This is a genomic window from Nocardia sp. NPDC051833 (assembly GCF_040681225.1).
Lineage (GTDB): Bacteria > Actinomycetota > Actinomycetes > Mycobacteriales > Mycobacteriaceae > Nocardia.
Genome location: NZ_JBFAYK010000001.1, coordinates 3,782,013 through 3,794,968 on the forward strand (window position 1 = coordinate 3,782,013; position 12,956 = coordinate 3,794,968).

General features: G+C 69.2%; 15 protein-coding genes. 12 read left to right on the forward strand and 3 right to left on the reverse strand.

From position 1 onward, the window contains the following. Positions 1-59: 59 nt before the first annotated feature. From AB0L91_RS17105 to AB0L91_RS17125, 5 genes are read left to right on the forward strand one after another with little or no spacing between them, the layout of a single operon-like run. Positions 60-1,277 carry a lipid-transfer protein gene (locus AB0L91_RS17105; RefSeq protein WP_365010923.1) on the forward strand — a complete coding sequence of 406 codons (1,218 nt, stop codon included), beginning with the start codon at positions 60-62 and terminating at the stop codon, positions 1,275-1,277. A 20-nt stretch (positions 1,278-1,297) separates the two neighbouring features. Then, positions 1,298-1,732 (forward strand): SRPBCC family protein, encoded by a 435-nt coding sequence (locus AB0L91_RS17110; RefSeq protein ID WP_355271572.1) that lies wholly within the window; start codon positions 1,298-1,300, stop codon positions 1,730-1,732. A 9-nt stretch (positions 1,733-1,741) separates the two neighbouring features. Further along, positions 1,742-2,623 carry a MaoC/PaaZ C-terminal domain-containing protein gene (locus AB0L91_RS17115; RefSeq protein WP_365010927.1) on the forward strand — a complete coding sequence of 294 codons (882 nt, stop codon included), beginning with the start codon at positions 1,742-1,744 and terminating at the stop codon, positions 2,621-2,623. Continuing rightward, complete coding sequence (locus AB0L91_RS17120) at positions 2,620-3,501, forward strand: SDR family oxidoreductase (RefSeq protein WP_365010930.1); 882 nt, start codon at positions 2,620-2,622, stop codon at positions 3,499-3,501. The genes AB0L91_RS17115 and AB0L91_RS17120 overlap by 4 nt, the downstream gene beginning before the upstream one ends. A 15-nt stretch (positions 3,502-3,516) precedes the next feature. After that, positions 3,517-4,749 (forward strand): acyl-CoA dehydrogenase family protein, encoded by a 1,233-nt coding sequence (locus AB0L91_RS17125; protein WP_365010932.1) that lies wholly within the window; start codon positions 3,517-3,519, stop codon positions 4,747-4,749. A gap of 51 nt (positions 4,750-4,800) precedes the next feature. Here AB0L91_RS17125 and AB0L91_RS17130 read toward each other — a convergent pair whose 3' ends face one another. Next, the gene (locus AB0L91_RS17130) at positions 4,801-5,655 is read right to left on the reverse strand and encodes an alpha/beta hydrolase (RefSeq protein ID WP_355271577.1); all 855 of its coding nucleotides are present in this window, start codon (positions 5,653-5,655) and stop codon (positions 4,801-4,803) included. Positions 5,656-5,725: 70 nt separating this feature from the next. Between AB0L91_RS17130 and AB0L91_RS17135 the strand changes: the two genes are divergently transcribed. The 4 genes from AB0L91_RS17135 to AB0L91_RS17150 all read left to right on the forward strand — a co-directional run bounded on the left by AB0L91_RS17135 (position 5,726) and on the right by AB0L91_RS17150 (position 7,798). Next, entirely contained in the window at positions 5,726-6,505 is a 780-nt protein-coding gene (locus AB0L91_RS17135) for an exodeoxyribonuclease III (RefSeq protein WP_365010935.1), read from the forward strand. Next, complete coding sequence (locus AB0L91_RS17140; protein ID WP_365010938.1) at positions 6,502-6,996, forward strand: ribonuclease domain-containing protein; 495 nt, start codon at positions 6,502-6,504, stop codon at positions 6,994-6,996. Before AB0L91_RS17135 ends, AB0L91_RS17140 begins: the two co-directional genes overlap by 4 nt. Beyond that, positions 6,996-7,472 (forward strand): barstar family protein, encoded by a 477-nt coding sequence (locus AB0L91_RS17145; RefSeq protein WP_365010941.1) that lies wholly within the window; start codon positions 6,996-6,998, stop codon positions 7,470-7,472. Before AB0L91_RS17140 ends, AB0L91_RS17145 begins: the two co-directional genes overlap by 1 nt. A gap of 95 nt (positions 7,473-7,567) precedes the next feature. Then, complete coding sequence (locus AB0L91_RS17150) at positions 7,568-7,798, forward strand: hypothetical protein (protein ID WP_365010944.1); 231 nt, start codon at positions 7,568-7,570, stop codon at positions 7,796-7,798. Between the two features lie 9 nt (positions 7,799-7,807). Here the strand turns inward: AB0L91_RS17150 and AB0L91_RS17155 are convergent, their stop codons facing one another. After that, positions 7,808-8,446 (reverse strand): TetR/AcrR family transcriptional regulator, encoded by a 639-nt coding sequence (locus AB0L91_RS17155; protein ID WP_357349697.1) that lies wholly within the window; start codon positions 8,444-8,446, stop codon positions 7,808-7,810. Positions 8,447-8,549: 103 nt separating this feature from the next. Between AB0L91_RS17155 and AB0L91_RS17160 the strand changes: the two genes are divergently transcribed. From AB0L91_RS17160 to yhjD, 3 genes are read left to right on the forward strand one after another with little or no spacing between them, the layout of a single operon-like run. Beyond that, complete coding sequence (locus AB0L91_RS17160) at positions 8,550-9,494, forward strand: oxygenase MpaB family protein (protein ID WP_365010947.1); 945 nt, start codon at positions 8,550-8,552, stop codon at positions 9,492-9,494. Between the two features lie 22 nt (positions 9,495-9,516). Continuing rightward, positions 9,517-10,548: a tryptophan--tRNA ligase gene (trpS, locus tag AB0L91_RS17165; RefSeq protein WP_357349693.1), complete on the forward strand. Its 1,032-nt coding sequence runs from the start codon at positions 9,517-9,519 to the stop codon at positions 10,546-10,548. A gap of 42 nt (positions 10,549-10,590) precedes the next feature. Continuing rightward, positions 10,591-11,613: an inner membrane protein YhjD gene (gene yhjD / locus AB0L91_RS17170; protein ID WP_365010949.1), complete on the forward strand. Its 1,023-nt coding sequence runs from the start codon at positions 10,591-10,593 to the stop codon at positions 11,611-11,613. Position 11,614: 1 nt separating this feature from the next. Here the strand turns inward: yhjD and AB0L91_RS17175 are convergent, their stop codons facing one another. After that, entirely contained in the window at positions 11,615-12,925 is a 1,311-nt protein-coding gene (locus tag AB0L91_RS17175) for a D-alanyl-D-alanine carboxypeptidase family protein (protein WP_365010952.1), read from the reverse strand. Between the last annotated feature and the right edge of the window lie 31 nt (positions 12,926-12,956).

Below are 12,956 nucleotides of genomic sequence, written 5' to 3' on the forward strand. Positions count from 1 at the left end.
CGTTGTGAAGATACATGCAGAGCTGTATGTTTGTGCGCAAGCCTGAGGATGGGAGTTCGATGACGAACAAGGTCTATGTGGTCGGCGTAGGGATGACGAAGTTCGAGAAGCCGGGCCGCAAGCTGGTCGAGGAGGCCGACGGAACCACCCGGGCCTGGGACTATCCGGATATGGCGCGGGAGTCGGGCACCAAGGCCCTGGCCGACGCTGGCATCGACTACCGCGAGGTCGAGCAGGCCTACGTCGGCTATGTCTACGGCGAGTCGACCTCCGGTCAGCGCGCGGTCTACGAACTCGGGATGACCGGCATCCCGGTGGTCAATGTCAACAACAACTGTTCGACCGGCTCCACCGCGCTCTACCTGGCGGCGCAGGCGATCCGGGGCGGGCTGGCCGAGTGCACGCTGGCGCTGGGCTTCGAGAAGATGCAGCCCGGTTCACTCGGCTCCACCTGGGACGACCGTGAACAGCCGATGGCCAAGCACGTCATGGCGCTGGCCGAGATCTCCGAGGTGCTGTTCCCGGTGGCGCCGTGGATGTTCGGCGCGGCCGGGCGCGAGCACATGAAGCGCTACGGCACCACCGCCGAGCACTTCGCCAAGATCGGTCACAAGAACCACAAGCACTCGGTGAACAACCCGTATTCGCAGTTCCAGGACGAGTATTCGCTCGACGACATCCTGGCCTCGCGGATGATCTACGACCCGCTCACCAAGCTCCAGTGCTCGCCGACCTCGGACGGTTCCGGCGCGGCGATCCTGGCGAGCGAGGCGTTCGTCGACCGGCACGATCTGTCGGAGCGGGCGGTCGAGATCGTCGGGCAGGCGATGACCACCGACTACGCCTCGACCTTCGACGGCACCGCCAAGAACCTCATCGGCTACGACATGAATGTCGCCGCCGCGCGGAAGGTCTACGAGCAGGCGGGCCTGGGCGCCGACGACTTCCAGGTGATCGAGCTGCACGACTGCTTCTCCGCCAACGAGCTGCTGCTCTACGAGGCGCTCGGACTCTGCGGCGAGGGCGAGGCCGGGAAGCTGATCGACGCGGGCCAGACCACCTACGGCGGCAAGTGGGTGGTGAACCCCTCCGGCGGCCTGATCTCCAAGGGGCACCCGCTCGGCGCGACCGGCCTGGCCCAGTGCTCCGAGCTCACCTGGCAGCTGCGCGGCACCGCGGGCAAACGCCAGGTCGGCGACGTCACCGCCGCCCTGCAGCACAACATCGGCCTCGGCGGCGCCGCCGTGGTCACCGCCTACCAGCGCGCGGTGCGCTGACCAGCACGAGGAGTACCGCAATGGGACACATCGAAGCCACCAAGACCGTCACCGCCACCCCGGAAGCGCTGTGGGCTGTCGTCTCCGACCCACAGACCTGGGACAAGTGGTTCACCATCCACGAGAAGTTCATGGAGGAACCGCCCGCCGTGCTGGCCGAGGGCGCCGCGCTGGTCGCCAAGATCGTCATGCTCGGCATGGCCAACAAGATGGAATGGACGGTCAAGGCGGTCGAGGTGCCGAACCGGCTGACCCTCACCGGCGCCGGAATGGCCGGTGTCCGTACCGAATTCACCTTCGACATCCAGCCGTCGGGAGCGGGCAGCACCATCCTGGTCTCCGGTGACTTCGAGGGCGCGCTGATCAAGGGCGCGCTGGGCAAGGCGGTGGAGAAGGACGGCCGCACCCAGCTGGACAAATCCCTCGACCAGCTCGACGCGCTGGCCTCGGCGTAGGGGTTTCGAATGACAGCGCACGCATCCGGCCGCATCGTCGAGTTCGACGACGCGGGCCTGGAAAAATGGGGTGACGCCGAGGAATTCGCGGTCACCGCGGACCGGATCGCGGACTACGCCGCCGCGACCAACGATCCGATCCAGGCGCACCGCGACGGCACCGTCGCACCGCCGGTCTTCGCCATCGTCCCGGTGTTCGAGTCCATGATGATGCCGATCATCGACGTGGCGCCGATGGACATCTTCGGCCGGGTGGTGCACGGCGAGCAGGACTTCCACTTCCATCGGCCGATCCGGCCCGGTGAGCGGCTGGTGTCGCGGGCCAAGGCGGTCGGCTACACCAGCAAGTCGACCGGTACGACCGTCACCATCCTGGTCGAATGCCGGGACGCGGCAGGCGAACTGGTGAACGAGCAGTACCTCACCGCCTTCTTCCGCAATATCGACGCGGGCAAGTCGGTGGGGGAGCAGGCGCCGGCGCATCGCTTCGACGAAAGCCTGCGCGCGAGCGAACCGTTCGCGGTCGTCGAGCATCACGTCGACGACGACCAGACCTTCCGGTACTCGCCCGCCTCGGGCGATCCGATGCCGCTGCACCTCGACGAGCAGGTCGCCAAGGACGCCGGACTGCCCGGCATCATCGCGCACGGGCTGTGCACCATGGCGATGGCGTCGTGGGGCGTACTCACGGCGACGGCGGGCTCGGATGTGCACCGGCTGCGGCGCTTCGCGGTGCGCTTCGCCAAGCTCGTCTTCCCCGGTGACGACCTGCGGACCCGGATCTGGCCGGTGACCAGCGTCGACGGCATCACCACCTACGCCTTCGAGACGGTGCGCGGCGAGGACGTCGTCCTCAGTGACGGCCTCGCCGAGATAAGGAGTCAGTCATGAGTTCCCTGGCGGGCAAGGTCGCCGTGATCACCGGCGCCGGCCGCGGCATCGGCCGCGAGCACGCGCTGCTGTTCGCGCGCGAGGGCGCGAAGGTCGTGGTCAACGATCTCGGCGGCAGCAATGCCGGCGAGGGCGCCGACTCCGGTCCGGCGCAGCAGGTCGTCGACGAGATCGTCGCGGCGGGCGGTGTCGCCGTCGCCAATACCGACAATGTCGCGTCCTGGGACGGCGCGCGGAACCTGATCGCCCGGGCGGTCGGTGAGCTCGGCGGGCTCGACATCGTCATCAACAACGCGGGCATCCTGCGCGATGTCTTCGTCGCCGCGATGGACGAGGCCCAGTGGGACGCGGTGATCGCCGTGCACCTCAAGGGTCACGCCGCCGTGCTGCACCACGCCGCCGCCTACTGGAAGGCGCAGAGCAAAGCGGGCAACCAGCCCAACGCCGCCGTGGTGAATACCGCGTCGGCCTCGGGTGTCACCCTGCCCAACGCGGGCCAGGCCAACTACGGCGCGGCCAAGGCCGGGATCGCGGCTCTCACCCAGGTCGCCGCCGAGGAACTGGGCCGCTACGGCGTGCGGGTCAACGCGATCGCGCCGATCGCCCGCACCCGGCTCACCCTGGCCACGCCCGGCATGGGCGCGATGTTCGCCGCCGAGGCCGCCGCGGCCGAGGAATCCGGCGGGTTCGACGCGTTCAGCCCGGCCAATATCTCGCCGCTGGTCGCCTATCTGGCCTCGGACAAGTGCCCGATCACCGGCAAGGTGTTCGCCGTGCAAGGAGGCGCCATCTCCGAGCTGGCCGGCTGGCACGATGTGAAGACGATCGAGACCGAAGGGCCGTGGGCGATCGACGACATCGCCGTGCGGCTGCCCTGAGCGCGGGAGACGACGATGATCGAATGGTCCGAAACCGATCTGATGATCCGCGACGCCGTGCGGACCTTCCTCGACAAGGAGGTCCGTCCGCATCTGGACGCCCTCGACAGCGGTGAGCTGCTGCCCTACCCGATCCTGCGGAAACTGTTCAGCCAGTTCGGGATCGACGCCATGGGCGAGGACGCGGTCACCAAGATGCTGGCCAAGGAGGCGGCCGGACCCGGCGAGAAGTCCGGCGGTGGCGGTGGGTCGCCGTTCGCCGGGCAGCAGTCGATGATGGCGGTGCTGATCAGCGAACTGTCCGGGGTCTGTATGGGATTGGTGTCCGCGCTGGGTGTCAGCATCGGGCTGGGCGCCACCACCATCATGTCGCGGGGCACCCTGGCGCAGAAGGAACGCTGGCTCGCCGACATCGTCACCCTGCGCAAGGTGGCGTCCTGGGCGATCACCGAGCCCGACTCCGGCTCGGATGCCTTCGGCGGCATGAAGACCCGGGTCGAGCGCGACGGCGAGGACTACATCCTCAACGGCCAGAAGACCTTCATCACCAACGGCCCGTGCGCCGACGTGATGATCGTCTACGCCAAGCTCGACGAGGGCGACGGCGCCGACAAGCGCGACCGCAAGGTGCTGACCTTCGTGCTGGACAAGGGCATGGAAGGACTCACCCAGGGCAAGCCGTTCAAGAAGATGGGCCTGCACTCCTCGCCCACCGGGGAACTGTTCTTCGACAATGTCCGGCTCGGCCGCGACCGGCTGCTCGGCGAGACCGAGGACCATCGCGGCGGCGACGGACGCGACAGCGCCAGAGCCAGTTTCACCGCCGAGCGGATCGGCGTCGGCTTCATGGCGCTGGGCATCATCGAGGAATGCCACCGGCTCTGTGTCGACTACGCGCGCACCCGCACGCTGTGGGGACAGGAGATCGGCAGGTTCCAGCTGATCCAGCTCAAGCTGGCCAAGATGGAGGTCGCCCGGATCAATGTGCAGAACATGGTGTTCAACGTGCTCGAGCGGGGCAAGGCGGGCAAGCCGCCGAGCCTGGCCGAGGCGTCGGCGATGAAGCTCTACTGCTCCGAGGCGGCCACCGAGGTCGCGATGGAGGCAGTGCAGCTGTTCGGCGGCAACGGGTACATGAGCGAGTACCGGGTGGAGCAGCTGGCGCGTGACGCGAAGTCGCTGATGATCTACGCGGGCAGCAACGAGATCCAGGTGACCCACATCGCCAAGGGTCTGCTCGGCAAGTAGGCGAAGGCGAACCCGGCCGCGCGCGTCTCGCGCGGCCGGGTCCGCGCGTGTTCAGACCGCGCGCAGGTGACCGCGGCTGGCGTAGATGTGCTCGGCGATCAGGGTGGCGATCCGGTCCGGTGCCTCCAGCATCGGCACATGACCCACGCCGTTGACCAGGATGCGGTCCGCGGATTCGGGGAGTTCGCGCAGGTAGCGGGTGGCGTAGACGTGGTTGGGGATGATCCGGTCGTACTCGGCGAGCAGCATGCGGACCGGGGTGGACAGCTCGTTCAGGTCGTCCATCGCGGGCGCGCGCAGGCCGCCGAGCAGCATCGGGATGATCGCGTCGCAGTGCAGGACGGCCGCGATGATCGTCGCGAGGTCGCGCCGGGCCACCGCGCCCGTGTGCTTGCTCAGCATCAGCGCGGCGACCTGCTGCACCACCGGGTTGTTGATCACCAGGCCGCCGAGCCGCTTGCCGACCTCGACGAACGGGACCATCGAGGCGAACTTCGCGCCGACCCGCAGCTGGGTGAACGAGGGCGTACTCCAGCCGCCCGCCGGCGCGATCGCGGTGAGCGTGCGGGCCCGCCCGCGCCGCGCCAGCTCCAAGCCGACCCAGCCGCCCAGCGAGTTCCCCGCGATATGGCAGGTCCGCCAGCCCAGTTCGTCGAGCTGATCTTCGATCTGATCGGCCAGCGCGTACACATCCAGGGACCAGCCCTCGACCTTCGGCCCGCCCCAGTGCCCGGCGAACGCGGGCGCGTACACCTCGCAGTGGGCCGACATCCGCCGCGCCACCTGCTCCCAGCAGTGCGGCGACAACATGAACCCGTGCAACAGCAGAACCGGGTCACCGGACCCGAGGTGCAGCGCCGCGACGGGCGACGGCCGGGCAGTGGACTTGGCGGTGCGTGACGTCATCGTCAATCACCCCTTCCTGGACGACGGTGTCCGGGGGAGCATTCCTGACCTGTCATTGTACGGTCGACCGGTGGCTCTCATCCTTTCAACAGTGAACGTCAACGGCGTGCGCGCCGCGGCGACCAAGGGCATGCTGCCCTGGCTCGCCGCGACCGAGGCCGACATCGTGTGCTTGCAGGAGACCAGGGCGACCGATGCCCAGGTCGCCGCCGCGCTGGCGCCCGCGCTCGACGCGGGGTGGGTGCTCTCGCACGCCGAACCGGAGTCGAAGGGGCGCGCCGGGGTCGGCATCCTGTCGCGCCGGACGCCCGACGCGGTGCGGATCGGCTTCGGCAGCAGCGAGTTCGCCGAGTCGGGGCGCTATCTCGAGGCCGACTTCGGCGAGGTCACCGTGGCCAGCGTGTACGTGCACTCGGGGGAGGAGAACACCCCCAAGCAGGACGAGAAGTACCGGTTCATGACCGAGTTCGGCGCGTACCTGAAGGCGCGCACCGGCGATTTCGTGGTCAGCGGTGACTGGAACATCGCGCCCGCCGAGGTCGACCTGAAGAACTGGAAGGGCAACCAGAAGTCGGCGGGCTTCCTGCCCGAGGAACGCGCCTGGATCGCCGACCTGCTGGCGGCGGGCTACGTCGACGTGGTGCGCGCGCTGCACCCCGGCGTCGCGGGCCCGTACAGCTGGTGGTCCTACCGTGGCCGCGCCTTCGACAACGACTCCGGCTGGCGCATCGATTACCAGCTGGCCCTCGGCGAGCTGCCGGGGCGCGCCAAGCAGGCCGTCGTCGAGCGCGCCGACGCCTACGATCAGCGCTGGTCCGACCACGCTCCGGTGACGGTGCAGTACCGGTGAACCTCTCGCGCAAGACTCTCGGCCTGCTCGGCGGGCTCCTCCTCATCGTGCTCGCGGTGGGCTTCACGCTGCTCACCGGGCGCGGCGGCAACGACACCACCGCGGCCACCAGCACCCGCGCGGCCGCCGGGATCACCACCACCAAGGCCGCGCCGAAACCCGGCCCGCCCGCGGGCACTGCCAGTGCCGCGCCGGTCACCAAGGCGGCGGGCGTGCCCGATCGGGCCTACGCCACGCTCGTGGAGATCGACGCGGGGCGCTGGCCGGATTCGGCGAACGCGCCCGGCACCAAGGGTGGCGAGCAGTGGATGAACCGGGGAACCAAACTGCCGCCTAAGGATTCGGCGGGGAAAGCCGTGGTTTACCAGGAGTGGGACGTCAACCCCAAGCAGCGCAACAGGGGCCGGGACGCCGAACGCATCGTCACCGGCAGCGACGGCACCGCCTGGTACACCGGCGACCACTACGAGACCTTCACGAGGATGCGCTGATGACGACGCGAATGACGCTGTCGCAGTTCCTTGCTCGTCCCACCCTCGAGGCGCCCGCCGCCCCGCGACCGGTGCTCGGCGCCCTGCCCGTCGACCCCGCCGCGTTCAGCGGCGTGCGCTACGACGCGCCCGCGGACTACCGCGTGCGCGAACTGCGCGGCCCCAAGATGCGCACCACCGCCGAGCTCTTCGACGAGTTCGCCGCGGCCTTCCAGTTCCCGTACTACTTCGGCGCGAACAAGGACGCCTTCGACGAATGCCTCCGTGACCTCGACGATTTCGTCGGCGACGCGCCCGGCTACGTCGTCGTGGTGCGCACCGCCGCCGACCTGCTCGCCGACGACCCCACCGAGCGCGCCTGGTTCGACAGCGCTATGCGCGACTGCGCCGCCTACTGGTCGCGCCGCGACGTCGTCTTCCGCGTCGTCCTCCAGGGCGAGCCGGACACCTTCGACGCGGTGGCGCTGACCGACTGATCCATTGCCACCGGAATTGGCGGCTGCCACCACTGTGCCGGTCCGCTTAGCGTTCTCGCCGAGCGGCTGCCGAGGCCGCCGATGAGGAGAACACGATGAAGCGAGTTCTGGTGAGCGCGAGCATCCTCGCCGCGTTCCTGACCACTGCGGCGGGTCCGGCCACGGCCGACGCGCAGCCGAGCCGCGCGTCCCAGCCCATCGCCGACAGCGGGTCGTCGGTGCTGTCGCCCGAGCTGGTGGTGACGATCAATCAGGCCCTCCTCTGGCTGGCCAACGGATCGTCGGAACCCTGCACCGCACCCGCCGGTCTCTGCCCGCCGCGGTGACGTAGGTCGTCAGCGGTGTCGTTCGGCCAGGTCGTCGCCGAGGAGGACGAAGACCTCGGTGACCTGGTCGATCAGTTCCTCGCGGGTCAGGTCCAGGTCGCCGGCCAGCCAGGTGGTGAGGGTCTGGGTGAGGCCGCCGATGAGGTAGATCGCGCGGAAGTCGACGAGCTTCTGCGGCACCTCGACCCCGTAGAAACCGGTGCCCTCGGCGGCGACCAGCCGGGAGAACGCCCGGACCGTGCGGGCCGTGCGGGCGCGCAGTTCCGGCGTCGCCATGCCCGCGATCAGCGCGGCCTTCGCCTTGCGCGGATCGTCGATGAGTACCGAGATGCCCGCGTCGATCGCGGCGCGGGACTGGGACCGGCTGTCGGGGGCGGCGGTGGTCAGCGCCGTCACGATCGCGGCGGTCAGCTCCTCGGCGATCCGATCGAGCAGGGCCTCCAGCACGCTCTCGCGATGCTCGAAATTCTCGTAGTAGTAGCGCTCGTTGAGTCCGGCACGGGCGCAGAGCCCGGCGACGGTGAGCTTGGCCTGCCCGTCTTCGGCGACGATGTCGAGCGCCGCGTCGAGGAGGGCGGTCCGGCGTTGGGCCTGTCGTTGTTCGGCCGAGACGCCACCGTAGGTGCGTTGTGCTGCCACAGCTCCCATTCTGCGTCCTGCCGTCGCGGGGAGGTTTTCTGGTAGAGACTCTTGCCAGATTATCAAATCTGGTGGATTCTATTGCCAGATGCACTCGACGAGGAGGCGCAGCATGGCCGCACGGCAGGGCGAACCCGGATATTTCGCCGACGATTCGATGATCCGACGGGTGATGAGCAAGCGGGCGGTGGGGCTGACCTACGGTGTCCGGGCACTCGTGATCGGCGCGGTGCACCCGCTGCTGTTCGTCGGCACCAGTGAGCACACCGCCCACCGCGCGACCCCGTACACCCGGCTGGCCATCACCGGGGCGCTGTTCGAGGCGGTCTTCCTCGGCAGCAAGACCGAGGCCGACCGGGCTCTGGCCTTCACCCGGCGTAAGCACGAGAAGGTGGTCGGCGCCCTGCCCGAGGACGCGGGCGAGCACTATCCGGCGGGCACCGCCTACGCGGCGCACGATCCGCACCTGATGTTCATGACCATGGCCTTCACGTTCGACTCCGCCGAGGCGATGTACGACCGGCTGGTGCGCGAACTCACCGCCACCGAGCGCGAGGACCTCTACCAGGACTACGTCCGCTGGGGCGAGCTGTTCGGCATGCCGCGCGACGCCGCGCCCGCCGACTACCCGGCCTTCCGCCGCTACTTCGACGACTACCTGAACTCGGCCGAACTGTTCCTCACCGAGGAGGCCGATCTGGTCGGCTCGTATCTGGCGGGCCACCGCAAGGCCTATCGTCTGCGCCCGCCCGCCGAGCAGGTCGGCTCGGCGCTGTACCTGCTGGTGCAGGGCAGCCTGCCGACCCGGATCCGGGACATGTACGGCATCGAGTGGGGCATCGCCGATCAGGTGGCCTACCGCACGCTGTGCCGCAGCCTGCGGACCGCGCACGTCGCCCCGCCGCTGGCGCCCCGGGTGCTGGCCGGCGCGCTGGCCGGGCCGAGCACACCCTCCTATCAGCTGCTGGCCCGCCGCGAACAGCGAATGGTCAAGGCGGGCAAGCCGAGCATGCCCGGCGTCGATCCGCGCAACTGGGTGCAGCGAAATACCGCTTGAGGTACATGGAAAGATCGGGGGCATGTCCAGTCCTGCCCCGGCCGCGACGGCCGAACGCAAGCAGCGGGTGCTGTCGGGCATCCAGCCCACCAGCGACTCCTTCCACCTCGGCAACTACCTGGGTGCGCTGCAGTACTGGGTGACCATGCAGGACGAGTACGACGCGCTGTACTTCATCCCGGACATGCACGCGATCACCGTCAGCCAGGAGCCCAAGGCGCTGCGGGCCCGCACCAAGGCCGCGGCCGCCCAGCTGCTCGCGCTCGGCATCGACCCGAAGAAGTCGACCCTGTTCGTGCAGAGCCAGGTGCCCGAGCACGCCGAGCTGTCCTGGGTCCTGAGCTGCATCACCGGTTTCGGCGAGGCCAGCCGGATGACCCAGTTCAAGGACAAGTCGGTCAAGCAGGGCGCGGACAACGCGACCGTCGGCCTGTTCACCTACCCGGTGCTGATGGCCGCCGACATCCTGCTCTACCGCCCGCACCAGGTGCCGGTCGGCGAGGACCAGCGCCAGCACCTGGAGCTGACCCGAAACCTGGCCCAGCGCTTCAACACCCGCTTCAAGAAGACCTTCGTCGTGCCGGAGCCGCATATCGTCAAGGGCACGGCGAAGATCTTCGACCTGCAGGATCCGACCGCGAAGATGAGCAAGTCGGCCAGCACCGACGCCGGCTTGATCAACCTGCTCGACGATCCCAAGGTCACCGCGAAGAAGGTCAAGTCGGCGGTCACCGACACCGAGCGTGAGATCCGCTACGACCCGGAGCACAAGGCGGGCGTGAGCAACCTGCTGGTGATCCTGAGTTCGCTCACCGAAACCCCGATCGTCACCCTCGAAGAGAATTTCGCGGGCAAGGGCTACGGTGATCTCAAGGCCGACGTGGCCGACGCGCTGGTCGAATTCGTCACCCCCGTCCAGCAGAAGGTGCAGGAATACCTGTCGGATCAGGCCGAACTGGACCGGATCCTCGCCTCGGGTGCCGAGCGGGCGCGCGAGATCGCAGGCAACACACTGGCGCAGGTGTACGACCGGGTGGGCTTCCTGGCTCGCTGACCCGGTGTGCGCCTGCGGCTTTCGGCTGAAGGGGCGCGTGCCATGCAGCTCGTCGACAACATCTCGGCCGCGGTCGAGCGGCAGATCGGGCGCAGGCCCTGGCTGGATCATCTGGTCAGGGCGGGCGGCCGATTCCAGCGGCAACGCGGTGACTACTACGCGGCGGGCATCACGTACTTCACTGTGCTGTCGCTGTTTCCGCTGTTGATGGTGGCGTTCTCGGTGGCAGGCTTCGTGCTGGCCGGTCATCCCGGTCTGCTGGAGGAACTCCAGGACAGCATCGTGGAGAAGATGCCCGGCTCATTCGGCGGCCAGATCAACGATCTCATCGACCAGGCCATCAGCTCGCGCGGCACGGTCGGCTTGATCGGTCTGCTCGTCGGCGTCTACACCGGGCTGGGCTGGATCGCGAACCTGCGCGCCGCGCTCACCGAGCAGTGGGAGAGCCAGAGCCCCGAGAGTCCGTGGTGGCGGAGCAAATTGTCCGATCTCGGCGCGCTGGTCGGCCTCGGCCTGGCCGCCGTCGTCTCGCTCGGGTTGTCGGCGGTGGCGTCGAGTGGCCTGGGCAGGCAGATTCTGATCGCGCTGGGAGCCGACCATCTGCCCGGTGCCACGGTGGTGGTGCGCGTGGTGTCGATCGCGCTCGGTCTGTTCGCCTCGTGGGCGGTGTTCGCCTGGATGATCGCCCGCCTGCCGCGCGAGCCGGTCTCGCTGCGCAGCGCGGCGCGCGCGGCGGCGCTGGCGGCGATCGCGTTCGAGATCTTCAAGCTGATCGGCGCGATCTATCTGCAGGCGGTGCTGCGCAGCCCGGCGGGCGCCACCTTCGGCTCCATCATCGGTCTGATGGTGTTCAGCTACATGACCTATCGCATCCTGCTGTTCGCCACCGCGTGGGCGGCGACCTCGTCCGACAACGACCGCGCCGCCGAGATCGCGCCGCCGAACGCGGTCGTCATCCGGCCGCGTGCCGTCGACCGCGGCCTCTCGACCGGTGCGGGCGCCGCGTATTTCGGCGCAGGCGCGGTCGCCGCGCTGGCGCTGCTGCTATTCGGCAGGCGCCGCTGACTCAGCGCCCGCGCCGGTAGGCCCGCCGCGCCCACAGCAGCAGCACCATGACCACGATCGGCCCGCCGATCAGGGTCGCCACCCGGGCGGCGTGATGCGGCTGCTGCTCCGGCTGGGCCTGCGTCCCGTCGGCGCGCGGCGGCGGGGTGGCCAGCGGAACGCTGGGATGCACTGCCGCACTGCCCGATTCGGGTAGCTTGCCGATCCGGGCGTCGGCGTCGAGGGCGAAACCGTAGTCGAGCAGCCGGGCAGCCTGCTCCCACGGCCGGATCGGGCGCACATCGGCCTTGAGCAGCGTGACGACCAGCCGGTGCCCGTCGCGCTCGGCGGCGGCGACGAAGGTCTGCCTGGCGTCGTCGGTGAAACCGGTCTTGCCGCCGATCGCGCCCGCGTAGTTGTAGAGCAGCTGGTTGTCGTTGGCGATGGGGAAGCCGGGATGGTCCTTGTCGTCGGGGATCTTCGGATCGGCCGGGTAGCCGGGGAAATCGGCCTGCTCGGTGTGGATGAGTTCGGCGAACAGCGGGATGCTCATCGCCTCGCGGAACAGCACCGACAGGTCGTAGGCCGAGGTGCTCATCCCCGGCCCGTCCAGGCCGGACGGGGTCGCGGCGCGAGTGTCCAACGCGCGCAACGACTTCGCCACGTCGTTCATCTTCGCGACGGTCGCCTTGTCGCCGCCGAGCTGGGTGGCGATCGCGTGCGCGGCGTCGTTGCCCGAGCACATGATCAGCGCCTGCATGAGCTGACGGTTGGTGTACAGCCCGCCGGGACCGATGCCGACCCTGGTGCCGTCGACGTCGGCGTCGGCCTGGGTGCCGGTCACCACCTTGTCCAGGTCGAGGGTGCGCAGCGCGACGATCGCCAGCGCCACCTTGATCGTGCTGGCGGGCCGGTAGCGCCCGTGCGGGTCCTTGGCCGCGAGCACCCGGCCGGTGTCGAGGTCGGAGACCATCCACGCGGTCGCCGAGATGTCGGCGGGCAGCGGGGGCGCGCCCTTGGGCAGCACGACGCCGCATTCGCTCATCCGGTCGCCGCCGATCGGGGCGTCGGGCACCGGGAGCGCGCTCGGCGTCGGTTCGCCCGGCGCTGGCACCTCGGAGGTGTCGATGGGGGCGGGCGGTTGCGTCTTCTGCGGGCAGCTGTCGGTGTTCGGCGTGGTGAACGGGGGGGTCGTCGTCGTGCTCGGGCCGTTGCCCGGCGGTGTGTCGGAGCCGGGGACGGCGGTGGCGGCGGGGGCGCAGACCAGGGTGGCGGCGATCGCGGCGGCGCCGAGAGTGCCGGCGGCGCGCACGCCGAGTTCGCGGATCTTCATCGCCACAGAGCGTAGCGAGCCGATCGAGGCG